19 protein-coding genes are annotated in these 19,774 nt (G+C 48.4%); 5 read left to right on the forward strand and 14 right to left on the reverse strand.

Translation table 11 applies throughout. The annotated features are described in order from the left end of the window. Positions 1-27: 27 nt before the first annotated feature. The 3 genes from Q9R36_RS09680 to Q9R36_RS09690 form a co-directional block, all read right to left on the reverse strand. Complete coding sequence (locus Q9R36_RS09680) at positions 28-939, reverse strand: pseudouridine-5'-phosphate glycosidase (protein ID WP_101551192.1); 912 nt, start codon at positions 937-939, stop codon at positions 28-30. A gap of 17 nt (positions 940-956) precedes the next feature. After that, positions 957-2,054, reverse strand: coding sequence for a carbohydrate kinase (locus tag Q9R36_RS09685; RefSeq protein WP_311225036.1), 1,098 nt, complete (start codon positions 2,052-2,054; stop codon positions 957-959). Positions 2,055-2,211: 157 nt separating this feature from the next. Next, positions 2,212-3,597: an alanine/glycine:cation symporter family protein gene (locus Q9R36_RS09690; RefSeq protein WP_311225037.1), complete on the reverse strand. Its 1,386-nt coding sequence runs from the start codon at positions 3,595-3,597 to the stop codon at positions 2,212-2,214. Positions 3,598-3,752: 155 nt separating this feature from the next. On the opposite strand from Q9R36_RS09690, the gene Q9R36_RS09695 reads away from it, so the two are divergent. After that, positions 3,753-4,172, forward strand: a complete 420-nt coding sequence (locus Q9R36_RS09695) for a MarR family winged helix-turn-helix transcriptional regulator (RefSeq protein ID WP_311225038.1) — start codon at positions 3,753-3,755, stop codon at positions 4,170-4,172. Between the two features lie 78 nt (positions 4,173-4,250). Continuing rightward, entirely contained in the window at positions 4,251-5,453 is a 1,203-nt protein-coding gene (locus Q9R36_RS09700; RefSeq protein ID WP_311225039.1) for an MFS transporter, read from the forward strand. Between the two features lie 464 nt (positions 5,454-5,917). Here the strand turns inward: Q9R36_RS09700 and Q9R36_RS09705 are convergent, their stop codons facing one another. From Q9R36_RS09705 to Q9R36_RS09725, 5 genes are all read right to left on the reverse strand, one after another. Then, positions 5,918-7,135: an MDR family MFS transporter gene (locus Q9R36_RS09705; protein ID WP_311225040.1), complete on the reverse strand. Its 1,218-nt coding sequence runs from the start codon at positions 7,133-7,135 to the stop codon at positions 5,918-5,920. A gap of 107 nt (positions 7,136-7,242) precedes the next feature. Then, positions 7,243-8,052 carry a flagellar motor protein MotB gene (motB, locus tag Q9R36_RS09710; protein WP_009792159.1) on the reverse strand — a complete coding sequence of 270 codons (810 nt, stop codon included), beginning with the start codon at positions 8,050-8,052 and terminating at the stop codon, positions 7,243-7,245. Continuing rightward, entirely contained in the window at positions 8,045-8,839 is a 795-nt protein-coding gene (gene motA, locus Q9R36_RS09715) for a flagellar motor stator protein MotA (RefSeq protein WP_009792160.1), read from the reverse strand. Before motA ends, motB begins: the two co-directional genes overlap by 8 nt. Positions 8,840-8,980: 141 nt before the next feature. Further along, positions 8,981-9,676 carry a DUF421 domain-containing protein gene (locus Q9R36_RS09720; RefSeq protein WP_311225041.1) on the reverse strand — a complete coding sequence of 232 codons (696 nt, stop codon included), beginning with the start codon at positions 9,674-9,676 and terminating at the stop codon, positions 8,981-8,983. 145 nt (positions 9,677-9,821) lie between these two features. Then, positions 9,822-10,199 (reverse strand): DnaJ family domain-containing protein, encoded by a 378-nt coding sequence (locus tag Q9R36_RS09725; RefSeq protein WP_311225042.1) that lies wholly within the window; start codon positions 10,197-10,199, stop codon positions 9,822-9,824. A gap of 149 nt (positions 10,200-10,348) precedes the next feature. On the opposite strand from Q9R36_RS09725, the gene Q9R36_RS09730 reads away from it, so the two are divergent. Beyond that, the gene (locus Q9R36_RS09730) at positions 10,349-12,181 is read left to right on the forward strand and encodes a solute:sodium symporter family transporter (RefSeq protein WP_009792163.1); all 1,833 of its coding nucleotides are present in this window, start codon (positions 10,349-10,351) and stop codon (positions 12,179-12,181) included. A 116-nt stretch (positions 12,182-12,297) separates the two neighbouring features. On the opposite strand, the gene Q9R36_RS09735 is transcribed toward Q9R36_RS09730, so the two are convergent. Then, positions 12,298-12,867, reverse strand: a complete 570-nt coding sequence (locus Q9R36_RS09735) for a peroxiredoxin (RefSeq protein ID WP_224951416.1) — start codon at positions 12,865-12,867, stop codon at positions 12,298-12,300. Between the two features lie 191 nt (positions 12,868-13,058). Between Q9R36_RS09735 and Q9R36_RS09740 the strand changes: the two genes are divergently transcribed. Beyond that, on the forward strand, positions 13,059-13,217 hold the full coding sequence (locus Q9R36_RS09740) for a hypothetical protein (protein WP_022543366.1): 159 nt from the start codon (positions 13,059-13,061) through the stop codon (positions 13,215-13,217). 24 nt (positions 13,218-13,241) lie between these two features. On the opposite strand, the gene hutH is transcribed toward Q9R36_RS09740, so the two are convergent. From hutH to Q9R36_RS09765, 5 genes are all read right to left on the reverse strand, one after another. After that, on the reverse strand, positions 13,242-14,729 hold the full coding sequence (hutH, locus tag Q9R36_RS09745; protein WP_253616256.1) for a histidine ammonia-lyase: 1,488 nt from the start codon (positions 14,727-14,729) through the stop codon (positions 13,242-13,244). 718 nt (positions 14,730-15,447) lie between these two features. Continuing rightward, on the reverse strand, positions 15,448-16,149 hold the full coding sequence (gene pssA / locus Q9R36_RS09750; RefSeq protein WP_022543365.1) for a CDP-diacylglycerol--serine O-phosphatidyltransferase: 702 nt from the start codon (positions 16,147-16,149) through the stop codon (positions 15,448-15,450). A 231-nt stretch (positions 16,150-16,380) separates the two neighbouring features. Next, entirely contained in the window at positions 16,381-16,584 is a 204-nt protein-coding gene (locus Q9R36_RS09755; protein WP_035401818.1) for a hypothetical protein, read from the reverse strand. Between the two features lie 4 nt (positions 16,585-16,588). Then, positions 16,589-16,753, reverse strand: a complete 165-nt coding sequence (locus tag Q9R36_RS09760; protein WP_101551179.1) for a YvrJ family protein — start codon at positions 16,751-16,753, stop codon at positions 16,589-16,591. Continuing rightward, on the reverse strand, positions 16,746-17,291 hold the full coding sequence (locus Q9R36_RS09765; RefSeq protein WP_101551177.1) for a sigma factor-like helix-turn-helix DNA-binding protein: 546 nt from the start codon (positions 17,289-17,291) through the stop codon (positions 16,746-16,748). Before Q9R36_RS09765 ends, Q9R36_RS09760 begins: the two co-directional genes overlap by 8 nt. Positions 17,292-17,574: 283 nt before the next feature. Between Q9R36_RS09765 and Q9R36_RS09770 the strand changes: the two genes are divergently transcribed. Further along, positions 17,575-19,671, forward strand: a complete 2,097-nt coding sequence (locus Q9R36_RS09770; protein ID WP_022543364.1) for a DNA topoisomerase III — start codon at positions 17,575-17,577, stop codon at positions 19,669-19,671. Positions 19,672-19,774 lie beyond the last annotated feature (103 nt).

A 19,774-nucleotide genomic window follows, 5' to 3' on the forward strand; every position in this document is an offset into this window, starting at 1 on the left:
CCACCCAGGGACCGGCTCTCCACCATTTTATTTCTGCAGCCCAACCGCAATCTTCGCTCCAACTTCGGCATTATGCTTAACTAGCGCGATGTTGGCTGTGAGGCTTGTTCCTTCTGTCAGTTCTTTTACTTTGCTTAGGAGGAAAGGTGTGACCAGCTTTCCGGCAATCTGATTGTCTTTCGCTTCTTGAAGCGCTGTTTCGATGACGTTGGTGATGAAGCTTTCTTCCAGGGCATCCCCTTCCGGTATCGGATTGGCGATGACGACTCCGCCGTTCAGGCCAAGCTCCCATTTTGTGCGGATCAGGCTGGCGGCATCTTCAGGCGCATCCACGCGGTGGTTGACGTCAAATGGGCTTGTCCGGGTGTAGAATGCCGGCAGCTTGTCTGTTTCATAGCCGACGACCGGGACGCCGTGTGTTTCCAGGTATTCAAGGGTCAGACCGATATCCAGTATGGATTTGGCGCCTGCACAGACGACTGCTACATTGGTCTGGGCGAGCTCCTGCAGGTCAGCAGAGATATCCATGGTTGTTTCCGCTTCACGGTGGACACCGCCGATGCCGCCTGTGACGAATACTTCAATGCCGGCAAGCTCTGCGCAGATCATGGTTGCTGCTACAGTGGTTGCGCCATTTTTGCCCTGGGCGATCAGATAAGGAAGATCGCGGCGGCTGGCTTTTTCAATGTCCTTGCTTTGAGCGAGGAATTCGAGCTCGTCCTCAGAGATGCCGATTTTTATTTTTCCATTGATGATGGCGATGGTTGCAGGCACCGCACCATTTTGGCGGATGATTTCTTCTACTTCTTTGGCTGTCACGATATTCTGCGGGTATGGCATGCCATGGGAAATGATTGTTGATTCCAATGCGACAACCGGTTTATTTGCTTTTCTTGCTTCCAATACTTCTTCTGAGAATTCAAGATAGTTTTCTAACATAGTATGAGTCTCCTTTTTTAGCTGAAATTTTGCTGAAATGTTTCCTGCAGTCTGACATTATTTAAAATCGGACTGACGGTTTCTTCTGATTGCAGTGTCAGCATGCTGCAGGCAATGCCGATTTTGCAGGCATTTTCTGTATTAAGCCCTTTCAGGTGGGCGTAAAGGATTCCGGCAACCAGCGAGTCGCCTGCCCCTGTCACATCCTGTACCTTGATCTTAGGCGGAAGCAGCACCCCTGCCTCGCCTTCCTTCGTGTAGAAAATCAGCCCTTTGTCTCCTCTTGTGATGACGACCTTCTCCACGCCTTTTTTCATGATCTTCTCGGCTGCTTTAAAGAAATCTCCATCACTATTAATCTTCATTCCTGACAGTGTCTCAGCTTCGTCATGATTGGCGATCAGCCATGTGACACCCATCAGATTTTCAGGCAGCTTCTTCACCTTTGGGGACGAGACCGGCGTGATGCAAAGCGGAACAGACTCTTCGTAGCAGCGGGAAATCGTCTTTTTCAATACTTCTGCCGGAAAATTGGTATCGAGCAGGACAACCTCTGCTGAGGCAATATAGCCCCATCTTTTTTCGATAAAATCTGAATCTATGCTATCGTATAAGGCCATATCGGCAAAAGCGACTGTCATTTCGCCGTCATGGTCCAAAACAGCTGTATATGTTCCTGTTGCTGTATTAGGCAATGTCTGGGAAGGGGAAATGTCGACAAAATCCTTTGTATAGCCCAGCAGCCAGCTGCCCTCAGCATCATCGCCCACTGCCGTCATAAGACTTGCGTCGCAGCCAAGGCGCCCAAGGTTTTCGGCAATATTCCTGGCAACGCCCCCGCATGACTGCGAGCTGGCCGACGGATTAGATGTACCGCTTTCAATTTTGCCAATAGCCTGAATTTTCCGGTCAATATTAGCCCCGCCGATGCAGAGAACTTCTTTCTTGTTCGGCAGCATATAAGCCCTTCCAAGAATTTTACCCTGCCTGGCAAGCGAGGAAATATAGCCTGCTGCAGCCGAGCGTGACAACCCCGTCTTCTCTGCAATCTCACTTTGGGAAATGAACGGATCCTCTTTTATCAGATTCAAAATGAATTGCTCTTTTTCATTCACAGCGTTTCACCGCCTTTATAAACTTTTGTCTAAATTATAAACACTTGTTTAACGAAAGGACAATGGGTTTCGGGAAAAAACATAGGTCTGACTTATAGGTATGAAGTCAGACCACACAAGGGTTTGCACAAAAAAAGACGGGGAAATCCCCGCCTCTTTATGCCGCATCATCTTTCTTTTTAATATCCTTCAAATAGTATTTCTCCGAGGTAAAAAACTCATTTTTAAGCTCTTTCACCTGCTTGCTCAGCAGAAGGACGGCAATGATGTTTGGAACCAATATTGCTGCCAGCGCCAGGTCAAGGAACTGCCAGATCGTCTGCGCAGCGCCGACCGACCCAAGCACGATAGCTCCGATATAAACAAACTTGATAGCCTGTCCGGCAAAATCGCCAAACAGGAATTCCGCCTGCTTTGATCCGTAGAAAATGACTACAATGATCGTTGATACAACAAAGAATATAAGTGAAATCGTAACAATGAGGCTGCCTGTCTGTCCGAAATACTGGGAAAAAGCTGCTGTTGTCAGGGATGACGGATCATCCATAGCTCCTTCCCTCTGCCAGACGCCTGAAGACAGCACCACAAAAGCTGTCGCAGAGCAGACAATCAGCGTATCAACGACAATGCCGACGATCGCCCAAAAGCCCTGCCGTACAGGATGGTCCGTCTGTGCGGCCGCATGGGCAATCGGAGCAGTTCCAAGTCCTGCTTCATTGGAATATAATCCTCTCGCAAAGCCCCAGCGGATGACCTCGCCGATGGCTGCACCTGCAAAGCCGCCCATCGCCGCTGCCGGCTGGAACGCGTATGTGAAGATTAATTCCAATACCTCAGGAACCTTGCTGATGTTCATAAAAAGGATTACAAGTGCTGTTCCTACATAAATCAATGCCATAAACGGAACCAGGATTTCAGTCACCTGTCCGATCCGCTTGATGCCGCCGAATACAATTAATGATACAACTGCTGCAACAGCAATTCCCGTCCACAATCCATTGATTTCAAATGTTTCTGAAACAGCCGATGACACCGCATTTCCCTGCACCATGATGCTTGGGATCAGCTCGATCATAAGCGCAAAGGCAAACCAGACACCCAGCCATTTCATATTGAGCCCTTTTGTCATATAGTACATCGGCCCGCCGACATATTCGCCGTCTTCATTCTTTTCCCGGTACTTGACCGCCAGAACGCTTTCCGAAAACTTGATGGCCATGCCGATCAAAGCGATCACCCACATCCAAAAGACTGCGCCGGGTCCGCCGAACATGATGGCTGCCGGGACACCGACGATATTAGCCGCTCCGATTGTCGAGGACAGTGCAGATGTCAGTGCCTGAAGCGGAGTGACCGTCCCTTCTCCTTTCGGCTTTTTAAACACACTGCCGAAGGTCTGCTTGAAAATATAAACCGGGTATCTGAATTGAAAGAATCCCAGTAAAAAGGTTAAATATATGCCTGTTCCAGCCAGGATGATGATGATCGGCGGCCCCCACAGCCAAGCCGATATACTTCCCACAAGCTCTAAAAATGAGTCCAATTGAATTTCCCCCTAGTAGATAAATTGCACATTGCTGCTGTTTAACCCATTCCCTTCAAGCCGCTCTTCAAACCTGTTTCCTAAAAACGGACTGGACAAATATGTCTTTTTCCCTTATAGTTAGCTAGGCAACTAATTGAAACGGGTGATAGTATATGAATAAAATGGATCCTTTTTTTCACAGCTTCAACCAATGTACCCGGCAGTTCTCCAAGGGCCTGAACGATGTGCTTACCCCTATGGGACTTTATGCCGCACAATGGCCGATCATCTACAGGCTGAAAACAACAGGCTCCAGCACACAGGTTGAGCTTTCCACCTATCTCAGCGTTGAGGCCCCGACCATGACAAGAGCCCTCCTTCGCCTTGAAAAATCAGGCTGGATCAGCAGGGTGCCGGGGAAAGACAAGCGTGAAAAAAAGATTCTGCTCACAGATGCAGCCCTCACTCAATATCCAGATTGGCTGGCCGCCGTAGAAGGATATGAACAAAAAATGCTGGAGGATATTTCTGAAGAAGAATTAATGGCTGCCATATCAGTCATGCAAAAAATGAAGCAAAATTCCGGACGTTGATCAGCCCCGCAAGGCCTTCCGTTTTTCTTCTCACTACTTCACAGACTCTCAGTAAACATGACATCAAGGAGGACAATCATGAAGAAACAACCCCTTTGGACAAAGGACTTTTTAGGCGTTTCTATTACTAGTTTTTTCTTATTTATCGGGTTTTATATATTGCTCACCACTCTTCCCATTTACATTCTCGATGATTTAAAAGGAAGTGAATCACAGGTCGGCCTCATCATTTCGGTATTCCTGATCGCCGCCGTCATTTCCCGGCCTTTTACAGGAAAATGGATTGATGAAATCGGCCGCAAGAAAATCCTGATGATTTCGATGGTTATTTTTACAATTGCTTCCGCACTTTACTTTACGGCAGACAGCCTGCCTATGCTTTTGGCAGTCCGCTTCCTGCATGGCGCGGGCTTCGGAATGGCTACAACGGCCACTGGTGCCATTGTCGCTGATATCGTACCGGCTGAAAGGCGCGGCGAAGGGCTTGGCTATTATGCCATGTTCATGAACCTTGCCATGGTTATCGGGCCTTTCACAGGGCTGACCATCATTCAGTATGCCGCATACAGCTGGATTTTTGTTCTATGTATGGTGCTTGCCGTCCTGGCTCTGGTGCTGTCATCTATCATCAGCATCCCGGAAAACACTGGCGAAAAAACAAAGCAGCCTTCATTCGCTTTTTCAAGCCTGTTTGAAAAAAATGCCGTTCCGGTTTCCATTGCAGCCGGCACGCTCGCGTTTGCCTATTCAGGTGTATTATCCTTCATTTCGGTGTATGCCAAGGAGCTCGGACTAATGCAGGCGGCGTCCTTTTTCTTTGTCGTCTATGCAGCCTTCATCCTGATTTCACGCCCGTTCACAGGCCGCTGGTTTGACCTGTACGGTGAAAACAGGGTCATCTATCCGGCAATCGTCTTATTTGCCGCCGGTTTGTTCCTGCTCAGCCTTGCAGACAACAGCTTCCTGTTCCTGCTTGCCGGCGCTGTGATCGGCCTGGGCTACGGCACCATTGTGCCAAGCATGCAGACCGTTGCCATTAAAAATGCCGACCCTGCCAAAAGAGGGCTGGCCACCTCCACATTCTTTACGATGTTCGACTCCGGCATCGGCCTCGGCTCCTATGTACTCGGCATCGTCGCCGTCTACACAGGATTTGCCAAACTATACATGGTGCTAGTTTTGGTCTCACTGATCGGCCTTGGGCTCTACTACATCCTTCATGGGAAAAAAACAGCAGCAGCCAAAGAAGAAATGCAGTCAGAAGTTAATATTTCTATGTAATATTGAACAGGACCCCCGGCTGGAGGGTCCTGTTTTTGTGTTTGGGGATGGAATTTGGGCGTTTAGTTGCGGTTTTTGGGCTAATGGTCAGCTTTAAACGTTCATTGGGCAGCTCATTTTGCGGTTATTAGCAAGTTTTTCGTTTTATTAGCAAGTTCCCACTTTTATTAGCAACTTTTTCATTTTATTAGCAACTTTTCCAGTATATTAGCTACTTCCAGCTTTTATTAGCAACTTTTTCATTTTATTAGCAACTTTTCCAGTATATTAGCTACTTCCAGCTTTTATTAGCAACTCTGCAAAAACCGGCCCGCGGCTCTTATTTGCGAGTTTTCCGGTTTATTTGCGAGTTTTCCATTATATTTGCGACTCTCCGACTTTATTTGCGAGTTTCCCCAATATATTTGCGACTCCGTGCTTTGCCAGCTGCTCCTCCCCCAGCACCTCACCCATTACAAAACACCCTACCCTTCCACACTCCGCACTCCCGCCTTCACTGTCACCAGATTCCCCATCCTGTAAAAGACGATACTGCCCAATGACAGCCCCGCGATCATCCAGAAGGCAATCTGCCCTCCGGTCTGGCCGAGCAGGAAGCCGCCGAGGATCGGGCCTGCGAAATGGCCGATTTTCCGGAATTGGCTGGCCCCAAAGTAGGTTCCTCTGTTCGTATCATCTGCCAGCTGGTCAATCATGATGCTGCTGGAAGGAAAGATCAGAATTTCTCCGATTGTAACGATGAGCATGGCCAGGATGCCAATGATCCAGCCGTTTGTAAAGCTGAAGCATACCAGTCCGAGCGATAGAAGGACAGAGCCGCACATCATTACCTGCAGCGGCTGGAATTTTTCAGCAAAAGAGCTGATCGGCAGCTGCAGGATCACCACCATCACAGCATTGATGGAAAGCAGGCTTGAGTATACAACTATGCCATTGGCCAGTTCGTTTTCCAAAAATTGCGGGAGGGTTGAGTCAATCTGGGCATAGCCGAAATTGATCAGAATGCTTCCCAGTATCAGGAAGAGCAGTGCTTTGTCCCGTCTGACCACACGGATCGACTCCTTGAAGGTCGCCCCCTTCTTGGCGGGATCTGCTGTTTTTTTAATCTTATATCTGGCCAAAAATACTGCCAGGAATATTCCATACAGCAGATAGATCGTCCCGGTTATCACAAACGTGCTGTCTGCGGAAACAGCAGCCAGATAGGCGCCAAGCAGCGGGCCGGCAGATGCACCGACATTGATGGCGGTATAGCGGAGCGAAAAGGCCTTCATCCGGTATTTCTTGTCTGTCAGGTCCGCTATAAGCGCCTGAGAGGTCGGCTCAAAAAAGGAGCTGCACAAGCCGTTTAACGCATTCAATATGACAAATAAGGCCGGTGAATCAGCCAGGGCAAACCCGTAAAAAACGAGGCACCACATCATCAGGGCACTCAGCATGACGGGCTTTCGGCCAAATCTGTCCGAAAGATAGCCGCCTACAAAGCCGCCAATGGTCCCGGTCAGCGGACTGATCCCAATGGTCAGGCCGATCAAAAGCGGGTGGAGGTCCATTGTACTGGAAAGGTAAATGGCGAGGAAGGGCAGCGTCATAAAGGAAGCGCCTCTTGCCAGTACCGTCCCTCCCAGAAGGACCCATACCACTGGATGGAACTGCTTAGCATATAACTTCAGTCTGGTCATTTTCATAGCCTTCTTTTAGTAAATTTTGTGATTTCTAAATTTTATCAAAGCAAGAGCAGATACACTATATAAATTTATATAAAAAAACCGAACCATTCCGGCTCGGCTTATGTTCTCGGCAATATTAAAATTTCAACCCGCCTGTTTTTGTCACGGCCTTCTTTTGTGTCATTGGAGGCGGCCGGCTGGAATTCGCCGAATCCTTTCGCACTGAAGGCCCGGGCGTCCAGGTCTTTGTTATGCAGCAGGATTTTCATGAAGTTTACGGCTCTCATGACGCTTAATTCCCAGTTGGATTCAAACTCGGAGTTTTTGATCGGCATATTGTCAGTATGTCCGCTGATGATGATATTGCGCGGCGGGTCCATGACGAGCAATTCACCGATTTCGTCGGCGATCGTCAATTCGCCGGATCTTACTTCAGCGCTTCCGGAAGCGAAAAAGACGTTGTCCCGGATCGTTACAAGCAGTCCTTCATCTGTCAGAGAGGTCTCAAGCTTGTCTGTGAGGCCATTGTTTTGAATATAGGTTTTCACCTTTTCTTCGACTTCCTTGAGTTCCTGCTTGTCTGTGAGTTTCTGGATTTTGCCTTCTGCTTCCATATCGTTCTGGCCTTCTTCTAAAGTGCCGGCAGCAGAAGCCTTTTCTACTTCGTCTTTGTTTTCGGTATCGGCCTTGTCGGCTGACTGCATGGCGCCATCCGGCATCGGGCTCGGGAAGTCGAAGAAGCCGGTCCCGCCATTGAATGCATCATTGAAGGCCTTTGACAGGGCCTCGAATTTCCGGGCATCCACTGAGCTCATCGCAAACAGGACGATGAAAAGGGCAAGCAGGAGCGTCAGGATGTCAGCATAGGGAATCAGCCAGGACTCGTCAACATGCTCCTCATGATGCTCCTTTTTCTTCCGCTTACTCATTTGCCTTCACTTCGCTTTCCTCGAGGAATTGCTTCCTTTCCCCTGAAGGCAGATAAGATGCCAGCTTTTGCTCGATGACGCGCGGTGCCTCTCCTTCCAGGATGGAGAGGACCCCCTCGATCATCATATATTTCAGCTTTGACTCCTGCTTTGATTTGCGCTTCAGTTTGTTGGCAAAAGGATGCCAAAGCACGTATCCAGTGAAAATCCCAAGCAGTGTTGCCACAAAGGCTGCACTGATGGCATGTCCGAGCGCGTCGGTGTTCGTCATATCCCCCAGGGCGGCAATCAGTCCGACAACCGCACCAAGCACACCAAGTGTCGGTGCATATGTACCGGCCTGTGTGAAAATGGCTGCTCCTGAAAGATGCCTTTCTTCCATTGACTCGATCTCTTCAGAGAGTACATCCCTGATATAATCGGCACTTTGACCATCCACTGCGAGCGAGAGGCCGTTTTTCAGGAAAGGGTCTTCAATCTCGTTTGTTTTGGCTTCCAGTGCAAGAAGGCCTTCCTTCCTCGCCAGCTGTGCCCACTCTGAAAACATTCTGATCAGTTCTGCCGGCACCATTTGTTTTCTTTCTTTGAATAATATACCGAAAAGCTTTGGCACCTTTTTCAGCTCATTCATTGGAAAAGCGATGGTAACTGCGGCTATAGTTCCAACGATGATGATCAGGATGGCAGCCGGGTTCACCAATGCTGAAGGATGCACCCCTTTCAACACCATACCGACCCCTACGCCAATGATTGCCAGAATAACCCCAATTAATGATGATTTATCCATATACGTCACCTGTCTTAATAAAATGTCTATTTCTATTTATTTCGACAGGGACCCTCATTTATTTAGGACATTCCTAATATTAATCTGCAATTCTTTTACTTTTAAAATAAAATCGCCACAATAACCAGGTCCATATACCTGCTATTTGGCTGTTTCTCTTTCTTCATCATAGCCTTTGATATAAAAACCGTCCTCTTTATTCCATTCTGCATAATAAATATCTTCTGCTCTTTCGTACCCCAGCTTTTCAATTTCCGAGAGAAGCCAATCAGTGGTTTTCCCTGCAAAATTAAGATTTTCCTTTTCTATGGCTCCTTCATCGATCAGCAGAATGCTAATCTCCTTGGAAGGCGGCTTTATATCCATCATTTTAGCTGTCGGCGGCTCTATCTCAGCGTTCTTCATGACGCTGAGCGTTCCTCCTGTTTCCAGGATGGCATACTTCACATCACGAAGTGAAAACACCCCCTTGCCCCTGAGCATCGAGAGCAGCTGCTCCAGTTCCATATGGTTTTTATCCATCGCTTTAATATTAATATTGCCGTTCTCAATAAGGAGGGCGGGCTGCCCTTTGATGGGTGCCCGAAGATTATCCTTCCGCTGGACGAGAATTTCAATCGCATAGATGAGGACAGCCCAGACGGCGAAGGTGAACAGAATATGTAAAATAGAGACTTTGCTGTCGTACAAACCTTCCTCAAGAATCCCTCCAAGGACCAATGCATAAATAAAATCGAATGGAGTTGCCTGTGCCATCTCCTTTTTTCCCAGCACCCGCATGATAACCAGCAGGGATATCAGTCCCAGCAGGAGCTTGATTGCAATAGATAAATACACGGACCATCCCTCCCATTTTTATTCTATTCCAGTCAATTCCCAACTCTGAATTTCGGCAAAACATTCTAACCAAAAAGGGGAGAATTTCCTCATGCTATTCGTGCAGGGTGATTTTAAAAGAAAAAAGCCCCTGACACAGGAGCTTTCAATCAACTAATTTATGATGAATTTTATCTTCATAGTTTTTAAATATCGAGGAGTTTGTGCTTGCCCGCCTTTGAGACATCATGCTGTTGAATTTCAGCAGCTTCTGGTTCAGCTGCTTCTGAAGATCTTTCTTTTCTGCAGGGTCTTCGCATTTTTTTATAAGATCCTCGATGGTGGCCATTTCCTGCTTCACAGCATTGTCTTCTTCTGTATAGCCTGCATTTTTCATCATTCTGTAAGCCATGCGCAAATCGTCAGGAACATGGGAGAGCTCATCATGCGGAAGCGGTTTTCCAAAGCCGGGAAGGTTTTCAAATTCGCCTTCTTTATAGCCTTTCTTGATCCGATCCTCTGAAATGATTCCAAAAAAGTCCATCTGCGGCCTCCTTTCAATCCTTTCCTTTATTATAAATGCCTTTCTCTCTATTTGAAAGCTGATGGCATTATATCCCACTAGAGCAAAAGGTTTGAAATGTGCCATTTCAGGTTATTAAACGAACAAAAAAGAGAAAAGGAAGTGCACCTATGTTTACTGGGGGAATTGCTTTCACTTTAATATCCTGCGCCTTTTTTATGGCGATCGTTGCCTGGATTTCGTATGTAAAAACGAAAGGGGCAGTCAGCGATTCTACAGGATATTTCCTGGCAGGGAGGGGACTGACAGGGGGCTTCATCGCCGGATCGCTATTATTGACAAACCTGTCGGCTGAGCAGCTGATCGGCCTGAATGGACAGGCCTACCGGACCAATTTGAGCAATATGGCCTGGGAAGTTACCGCTGCTTTTGCCATCATCTTCATGGCTGTTTATCTGCTGCCAAAGTATTTGGGCGGAAACTTCACGACACTGCCTGAATTTTTAAGCAAGCGCTTTGATGAAGGGGTGAGGCGCTACACCGTCATCCTGTTCATGCTTGGCTATATCCTTGTTACTATTCCATCCATGCTTTATTCGGGGGCATTGGCTGTGCTGCAGCTGTTTGATGTGCCGTCCCTGTTGGGCATTACATACCAATCTTCTGTTTGGCTCGTCATCTGGATCATCGGCATCATCGGAGCCATTTACGCCATCTTCGGCGGACTGAAGGCTGTTGCTGTTTCTGATACATTAAACGGGATCGGCCTTTTAATCATCGGTATTCTGATCCCGGTTCTTGGCTTTTTCGCCCTTGGTGACGGCAATTTCTTCAGCGGCCTGAAAACCATTGCCACTGAGCATCCTGAAAAATTGAACAGCATTGGGACAAAGGAAGATTCTGTTCCATTCGGCACCATTTTTACCGGGATGATTTTTGCCAATCTCTTCTACTGGGCTTCTAATCAATATGTCATCCAGCGTACATTAGGCGCTAAAAACCTGGCTGAAGGCCAAAAGGGTGTTATGATTTCAGGCTTCTATAAGCTGCTTGTCCCTGTTTTTATGATGATTCCCGGCGTTATCGCCTTTCATCTTTACGGCAATTCGCTGAAATCAGTCGACCTTGCCTACCCAACCCTGATTTCAGATGTGATGCCCGGCTATCTGTCCGGATTTTTCCTTGCGGTCCTGCTGGGAGCCGTGTTCAGCTCCTTCAATTCATTGCTGAACAGCGCCGCCACCCTTTTTGCACTGGATATCTACAAGCCAAGGATCAATCCTAATGTGAGTGATGAAAAGCTGATCAGCATCAGCAAATGGTTCGGAACCATTCTCGCCATTGTCTCTTTATTCATCTCTCCGATGCTGATGAACGCATCTGACGGCCTTTGGGACCTGATCAGAAGATTCACTGGATTTTTCAACATACCGATCATCGCCATCGTACTCGTCGGTATTTTCTCGAAATATATTCCGGCACTGGCACCGAAAGTGGTCATCATTTTCCATGTGATAGCTTATTATATGCTCGTATGGGGCACTGACCATCTGTTTGGCTATACGGTGCCAATCCACTTTATCCATATCTATGCCATCCTGTTTGCTGTCGAAATCCTGATGATGATCATTATCGGAAAAATAAAGCCGAGAGCCTCTGCCTATCATTTCCGTGCAGATGCCCAGGTGAATATGGTTCCCTGGAAGGGCGTCATTCCGGTTTCCATCATTCTTCTCTCGCTTGTCGCTTTTACGTATATCGTCTTTTCAAAAATCGGCCTTGCTTATGAAGCTGCTGTCGTTTCCCCAGCCTTCTGGCCAGCCACAGTTGCCATCTTGATCATTGCCGGCATCTTCATCTATCTGTCCATGAAATACTGGAACAGAAAATATGCTTCCTATCTGGAAGGCCAGAACACAGAAGGCGCCACACAGGTCAAAAGAACAGGTTCAGGCTTGAACCCGCTGATTGTGAATGCCAAGCAGAGTACGGTTAAAGACTAGGAAGCCTGCGTTCCGCAGTTCATATATTAAGCTGAAAGACCCGCTTTAAGGAAGGCGGGTCTTCTTTTTTTGGATACCACTGTTCCCTGCTGCATTCCTATACCAGCAGCTCCAATTTATATTTTCCCAATCATATTCGGGTCGCTCATCATCCCCTGCTGGCCGGGCATCCAGTTGGCAGGTGTGCCTTTGCCAGTCTGTTTTGCATATTGGAGGGCCTGAAGGATGCGGACATGCTCATGGAGATTGCGGCCGATATTGCCGGGATAAATCAGTTTTGCCTGGATGATCTGCTCCGGGTTCAAGAACACAGATGCCCGGAATGATGCGCCTGAATTTTCATCAAGCACGCGGTATGCCTTGCTGATGCTGTGGGTCCGGTCGCTCAGGAGCGGGAAGGTCACATGCTTCAGGGAAGGCGATGTTTCTTTGAACACTTTGTGGGAATAGACGCTGTCCGTGCTGATGGCAAGGACTTCCACATTCATGTTCTTTACATAAGGGTAAATAGCGGCGACCGCCGCCAATTCTGTCGGTCAGACAAAGGTGAAATCACTGGGGTAAAAAAACAGCAGCACCCACTGGCCCTGGAAATCCTGCAGGCTGACCTTCTGGATTCCCTGGTCAATCACAGCATCCGCTGTAAACAGCGGGGCTGGATCCCCTTTTGAAGCTGTAAAAGGCATGGGCTGTTTGGCCAGATCCTCCGCCTGGAACGCTTCCCGCATATGCACCGCTCCTTTCTAATTTGCTATATATCAATATAGATATGCACTTCCTGCAAAAGCTGAACAAGTTTTGCGCACATATCCGGCGGCCGGGGCGGGAAAGCTACGGAAAGAACCGATTTCCACCTATGAAAGGAGACGATCTGCTTATGTCACGCGGAGAGCATTTTGACCATAAACGAAAAGGGCATCCCGGAAAATTCCCTGAGGGGACGCTAGTGGAAAGGCACTCTAAGGACGCGATTGAGGATGAAGAATTCATCGTCGTCCAGGAAGCCTTCAAAAACCGGATCGAAGAAGAAGATTAAACATAAGGGGAGGCAGTCCTCCCCTTATTTCATTATTCCTTCCTTCAGCCAGGCCGCACAATTTTCAATATCCTTTGAGAATACCCTGTCTTTTGTAATAGATGGGACGATTTCCCTTGCTTTTTCGTAGATTTTTCTTGTTTTAGGGGCCATTTTTTCAACACCCCTGAACTCGGCTGCCTGCATCGCGCAGATCAGCTCGATCGCCAGCACCCGGGTCGCATTCTGGATGATCTGCCACGCATGGCGGGATCCAATCGTCCCCATGCTTACATGATCCTCCTGGTTGGCGGAGGACGGAATAGAATCAACGCTCGCCGGATGTGCCAGCGTCTTATTTTCCGAAACCAGAGACGCCGCACTGTATTGCATGATCATCGCACCTGACTGCAGGCCAGGCTCCGGACTTAAGAAAGCAGGCAGGTCACTGAGCTGCGGATTGACGAGCCGCTCGATTCTCCTTTCCGAAATATTGGCCAGCTCCGCAACAGCAATTTTCATGAAATCCATCGCAAACGCAATCGGCTGCCCATGAAAATTCCCGCCGGAAATGACCTTTTCCCCCTCATCAAAAATCAGCGGATTATCGGTCGCCGCATTCATTTCAATCTCCAATTTTTCTTTTACATAATCGAGCGCCTGCCAGCTTGCCCCATGAACCTGGGGGATGCACCGGAGAGAATAGGCATCCTGGACACGCAGCTCACCTTGAACGGTCGTCAGCCTGCTTCCGGCCAGATAATCCCTCATCCGAGCGGCTGTATCTATCTGCTGCTGGTAGCCGCGGGCCTGATGGATTCTTTCATCAAATGCGTCTGTGATGCCGTTCAGGCCCTCCATCGTCATTGCAGCGATCATCTCACTTTGAAAAGCCAGCTGCTCGGCTTCCAGATAGGCGACCGCCCCCATGCTCGTCATCGCCTGGGTGCCATTGATGAGGGCAAGCCCCTCCTTCGCCTCCAGATGGAACGGAGGGAGTCCGGCAGATTCGATGGCCTCTGATGAAGGCATCCTCTTTCCTTTATAAAAAACCTCCCCCTCACCGATCAGAGCAAGAGCAAGATGGGACAATGGTGCAAGATCCCCGCTCGCCCCAAGCGACCCTTGCTGCGGAATGACAGGATGGATTTCTTCATTTAAGAAAGCCAGCAGCCTTTCAACCAGCTCCGGCCTTACACCTGAAAATCCTTTCAAAAGCGCATTAGCCCTCAGCAGCAGCATCGCCCTTGAAACAGACTCCGGAAAAGGCTCCCCCACCCCGCATGCATGGGAACGGATCAGATTCAGCTGAAGCGCCTTTACATCCTTCTGGTTAATGAGCACATCGCTGAACTTCCCAAAGCCGGTGTTGATGCCATAAATGACCCTTTCTTCTTCAACAATCTTCCGGACCGCCTCATGGCTTTCCTTCACCCTCTCCATACTACCTGCTGATGCTGCCGCCTGTTCTTTTTCAAAAACAATTACCTTTACCTGTTCCAATGTCAATGTGCTGCCTGTCAATTCAATCATGATCTTTCCCCCTCAGCATATTAGCGAAATAAAGAAGAGGCTGCCATCAAACCAGGGGTTTGACATGCAGCCTCTTTCGAAAATTATAAGTTGATGTGTTTTTTCTCTTCATTGCGCATCATCCATTATGATTTATTTATTCTATTCTTCATTGTATGAATAGAATTTTTATGATGTCAACAGATTTTTACCATATTTTAACATGTTAGATTGGCAGATGATTAGCATGGTAGCGGGGTGAAGTTTTTTGGCAGCGGACTGTTTTGTGGCTTTTCGGGTGGATGAATGATTGAGTTGGTAGATTATCCGCTCAATTGATTAAATTAATCGCTAGTTCGGTAGATTAATACTCTCAATCGGTAGAATCGTTAGCTAGTTCGGTAGATTCCGCTCTCATACCATTAAAATAGCCGCAATGGAAGCACCCCACTCATAAAAATACCGCGAGCCTTGGCAGCTCCCGCTCTCCAACTGGTTAAAAACCACGAATTTGCAGCCGATTTCGCTGAGTTGGTAGATTATCCGCTCAATTGGTTAAATTAATCGCTAATTCGGTAGATTAATGCTCTCAATCGGTAGATTAATTCGCTAGTTCGGTAGATTCCCCGCCTCCCAGAGCTCTCTCCCTTCATCCGCACACCTCATTAACCACATTACCGGATCATCCTCCGCCTCGAAATCTCCGCCCAATCAAAAAAACCGCTTCTCAGCGGTTTTTTCAGTCGATATCCTTCTTATTTTTCCCTTTTACAAAGATATAGGCCAGATAGGCGATATACATGGGTGCTGCAATATAGATCAGGTAGGGAAATTGGCCGTATGTCCCTTTGTAGATCAGATACAGAAGGCAGCCGAGAAAGATGGTGACGATGGTGCCGTATTTCGGAAGCGGGACTTCCTTCAGGCTTGGGATCCTGATTTTCGAGACCATTAGAAAGCATAATGCGGTAAAAATGACAGTCGTGACGATATTCGGGATTTTGTCCCCGAACAGCGTGAGGAGTGCCATGATGCCTCCTGCGGCTGTGATCGGGACGCCGACGAAATAATTCATGGACGATTTTGGGGAACTGATATTGAACCTGGCCAGCCTAAATGCTCCGAAGAGAGGGAAAAGGCCGGCGATGGCAAGGCCAAGAAGGTCGAATTGATAGAAATATGTATAATACACTAAAAAGGACGGCGCCACTCCAAAAGTGACGATGTCTGCGAGCGAGTCGAGCTCTTTTCCGAGCGCGCTGTCAGCCTTCAGCATCCGGGCAAGTCTGCCGTCCATGCTGTCGAGCATCATGCCGATCAGAATGAGGATCGCCGCATTTTTGAATTGGCCGTTCGCTGCAAATCCTATAGAGAGGAAACCGCAGTACAGGTTTCCTTGAGTGACCAGATTGGGGATAGATTTCGTAAATCGTAATCGCACAGGCTTCCATCACACTCCAGCAACATAATATGTACGCCGGTGCCAGGCACTAGTCTCATGCCTGGCACCCGCAGCCGTTACAGCCATTATACCACTTCAATGCGGCAGGGAAGAAAAAAACCGGGCAGAAAGTTTGTCTTTCCCTTTACCCGCAGTCCTGAACGGCTAACCTCAAGCCGTTTGCAACTGGTCTATAACTGGTATAGGTGCCTGTCACCTTCTCTGCCTTCTCTACCTTCTCTCCCCTCCCTCCATCATCTCGAAAAAGCCGGGAACTTCCTCAAGTTTGTTGTCGCGGAGCTTGCGGAGGACGGCTTCGCGCAGCTCCTGCTCGAGGTCCTCCCGGTTTTCCTTGCCTGTCTGGTATAAGGATTTTTTGATTTTAGGCTCGATGGCCTTCATGATTTCCTCTATTTCCTGCTGTGACAAATTCATGCTTTCACCCTTTGTCTTTTTCAATCTGTGCGATGCTTCGGGAAATGTCCTCCATTTTCATTTTCAGCTGTTCGAACCGGTTTTCATAGCGGTGCAGCAAATACATGGTAATGGCAATGGGGAATCCGAAATTGCCGATGATCTGCAAAAGATTCAGCTGTTCAAGCATTGTATTTCCTCCTTATGGTTTCAATCGCTTTATTTTTGGTCTTTGATACTGCCTGCGGGCTGATGCCGAGCAATCTGGCTGTTTCGGCATCAGGGAGGCTGCGGACAAATGCGTAAAAGAGAATTTCCTGCTGCCTTGGAGTCAGTTCTTTGATGATTCTGGCGAGCCGGGGATCGGCTGTGTAATCTTCCAGCCTTCCGGAGGGGATTTCCATGAAAGGCTGGAGCGCCGTCTCATCTTCGAGGAGCTGTGTCAGCGGTTCTGCGCCGCTCTCTGCTTCTGCTGCAGGCCGATCCAGGGTGAGCTGATACCTGGCGCGCAATTCCCGCGCCTTCATGTCAAACTTCCTTGACTCATAATAAATAGTCTTATTTAAATAAGAAACGAAGCGGATATGTCTGAAGTACCTTTTAAAGGCTGCTTCGAGCCGGGCTTTATTTTTCTCATGGGGATCATCCAGATAAGTCTCATACAGCTTTTGATGCTCTTCCTGCCTCAAAAATTCACGAACCACCAAACTTGGCTCCCTGCCTTCCATTTTGCCACCTCCATCTTTAGAACATATGTTCTGTTTTTGGGTTAAAAAAAGGAGAACAAGCTTGCCTGTTCTAATTTATAAAGTATAAAAATCAGGAAAAAAAACAACCTGTCCTGCATTATTTTAACATCGCTGCCCCTTTTTTATAAGGGTCTTTGGTGCCAGGCACTGATATTTACTGTATATCCTTTTTATCGGGTTCCCATTCCGTTTTGTCCATTACAATTTTTCCTGCGTTTCCGTTATACTTATAGAGGAAGCACAGATTTGAAAGGAGCTTTACATGAAATCACTCGTACTTGCGGAAAAACCGAGTGTAGCCCGGGAGATTGCCCGGGTGCTCGGCTGTACGCAGACACATAAATCTTATATAGAAGGAAATAAATACATTGTCACTTGGGCGCTCGGCCATCTGGTTGAACTGAAAATGCCTGAGAATTATGATACAAAATTCAAGCATTGGAACCTGGAAGACCTGCCGATCATCCCTGACCGGATGGGGCTTAAGGTCATGAAGCAGACGAGCCACCAGTTCCGGGCCATCGACACGCTTTCCAAGCGGAAGGACATCAATGAAATCATCATCGCGACTGATGCCGGACGTGAAGGTGAGCTGGTAGCCCGCTGGATTCTTGAGAAGATTTATTGGAAAAAGCAGGTCAAGCGCCTGTGGATCTCCTCTGTCACAGACCGTGCGATTAAAGAAGGCTTTCAAAGCCTGAAGCCCGGGGACCAGTTCCTCGCCCTTTACGATTCAGCGGTATGCCGCGCTGAAGCGGACTGGCTGATCGGATTGAATGTGACACGTGCCTTGACGACGAAATATAATGACCCGCTGTCTGCCGGGCGTGTGCAGACACCGACGCTTGCCCTGATCATGGAAAGGGAGAAAATGATCCAATCCTTCACCCCGAAGGAATACTGGACGATTTCCGCCCAGGTTGGGCCGTTTAAGGCAGACTGGGAAAAGAACGGCGAGAAAAGGACTTTTTCTAAAGAAACAGCCGAAGCCATCGTGGCAAAAACCGATTCAGCAAAGGCCGTGATCCAGTCCATCAGCCGCAAGGAAAAAAGCGAGCAGCAGCCGCTTCCTTATGATCTGACCGAGCTGCAGCGGGATGCCAATAAGCGCTTCGGTTTTTCGGCGAAAAAAACATCCAATGTCCTGCAGAGATTGTATGAGCAATACAAGCTCGTCACCTATCCAAGGACAGATTCCCGCTACCTGACAAAGGATATGGAAGCAACGATGCTGGACCGCCTCCATGGAATCGCCTCAGGCTACAGGGATGAAGTGAAGCCGCTACTGGCGAAAAAAGGGAAGGTCCTTGCCAAGCGCGTGTTCAACAATGAAAAGGTGACCGATCACCATGCCATCATCCCGACCGAGGAGCGCCTTCATCTGAGCGACCTGGACAGTGATGAGAAAAAGCTGTACGACATCATTGTCCGCCGCTTCCTGGCCCTTTTCCATGAGCCGTACAAATATGAAACCATTCAAGCTTCCTTTGATCTGAACGGCGAAATCTTTTCAACAAGAGAAACCGCCGTCATTGAAGAAGGCTTCCGGCAGGTGACAGGCAAGGGAGAAGAAAAGGAATTGAAGCTGAATCTCTCTTCCCTCTCAAAAGGCCAGACCCTGACGGTAAAATCAGTTTCTTCCGAGCAAAAACTGACTGAGCCGCCTGGTCGCTATACCGAGGCCGATATTTTATCCCAAATGGAGAAATACAGCCTCGGGACACCGGCAACAAGGGCAGAGATCATTGAACGCCTGCTTACGACCGAAGCAGTTGAACGCCAGAACGGCGGACGCCTCCACCCTACAGGGAAGGGCAAGCAGCTGATGGACCTTGTGAACGAGGACTTGAAATCACCTGAGCTCACAGCCAAATGGGAGCAGGAGCTTGAAGCGATCGCGCGCGGAAAAGCGAGCCCGAAGGAATTCCTGAAAAAGATCCGCCAGCAGACCCAGCAGCTGGTATCCGAAATCAAGACAAGCGATAAATCGTACAGAGCCCATAATCTGACCGGCTCAAAATGCCCGGAATGCGGCTCCTTCCTGAAAGAGCGCAATACGAAAGACGGCAAAGTGCTCGTCTGCTCTGACATGGAATGCAGCTACCGGAAGCGCAAGGATCCGAAGCTTTCCAACCGCCGCTGCCCGCAGTGCCATAAAAAAATGGAAATCCACAACGGCAAGGCCGGCACCTACTTCCAGTGCCGCCCGTGCAATGTTGTAGAGAAGGCGCAGGATAAAAAGAAAGCTGTCAACAAGCGGGAAGAACGCAAGCTTGTGCAGAAATACAGCAAAAACGAAGAATCCTTCGGAACCAGCCTCGGCGATCTGCTGAAAGCGGCCATGAAGGACGAAGATTGATAACAGGACCCCGGCCGGCAGCGGCTGGGGTCTTTTTATGGGCTGAAGGCTGAGACTGCAGGCACGTTCCCGACTCCCCTTGCTTCCCGGAACAGGCAGTTTT

The sequence above is a fragment of the Bacillus sp. AG4(2022) genome (genome assembly GCF_031844465.1).
GTDB lineage: Bacteria > Bacillota > Bacilli > Bacillales > Cytobacillaceae > Bacillus_AB > Bacillus_AB infantis.

Excerpts from the sequence above, each read along its gene's own strand:
- hutH (WP_253616256.1), bottom strand. The coding sequence starts at position 14,729 with ATGATTGAATTGACAGGCAGCACATTGACATTGGAACAGGTAAAGGTA.
- Q9R36_RS09755 (WP_035401818.1), bottom strand. The coding sequence starts at position 16,584 with ATGAATTTGTCACAGCAGGAAATAGAGGAAATCATGAAGGCCATCGAG.
- Q9R36_RS09730 (WP_009792163.1), top strand. The coding sequence starts at position 10,349 with ATGTTTACTGGGGGAATTGCTTTCACTTTAATATCCTGCGCCTTTTTT.
- Q9R36_RS09700 (WP_311225039.1), top strand. The coding sequence starts at position 4,251 with ATGAAGAAACAACCCCTTTGGACAAAGGACTTTTTAGGCGTTTCTATT.
- Q9R36_RS09765 (WP_101551177.1), bottom strand. The coding sequence starts at position 17,291 with ATGGAAGGCAGGGAGCCAAGTTTGGTGGTTCGTGAATTTTTGAGGCAG.
- motA (WP_009792160.1), bottom strand. The coding sequence starts at position 8,839 with ATGGATAAATCATCATTAATTGGGGTTATTCTGGCAATCATTGGCGTA.
- Q9R36_RS09695 (WP_311225038.1), top strand. The coding sequence starts at position 3,753 with ATGAATAAAATGGATCCTTTTTTTCACAGCTTCAACCAATGTACCCGG.
- Q9R36_RS09770 (WP_022543364.1), top strand. The coding sequence starts at position 17,575 with ATGAAATCACTCGTACTTGCGGAAAAACCGAGTGTAGCCCGGGAGATT.
- Q9R36_RS09740 (WP_022543366.1), top strand. The coding sequence starts at position 13,059 with ATGTCACGCGGAGAGCATTTTGACCATAAACGAAAAGGGCATCCCGGA.
- Q9R36_RS09705 (WP_311225040.1), bottom strand. The coding sequence starts at position 7,135 with ATGACCAGACTGAAGTTATATGCTAAGCAGTTCCATCCAGTGGTATGG.
- Q9R36_RS09680 (WP_101551192.1), bottom strand. The coding sequence starts at position 939 with ATGTTAGAAAACTATCTTGAATTCTCAGAAGAAGTATTGGAAGCAAGA.
- Q9R36_RS09725 (WP_311225042.1), bottom strand. The coding sequence starts at position 10,199 with ATGGACTTTTTTGGAATCATTTCAGAGGATCGGATCAAGAAAGGCTAT.
- Q9R36_RS09760 (WP_101551179.1), bottom strand. The coding sequence starts at position 16,753 with ATGCTTGAACAGCTGAATCTTTTGCAGATCATCGGCAATTTCGGATTC.
- motB (WP_009792159.1), bottom strand. The coding sequence starts at position 8,052 with ATGAGTAAGCGGAAGAAAAAGGAGCATCATGAGGAGCATGTTGACGAG.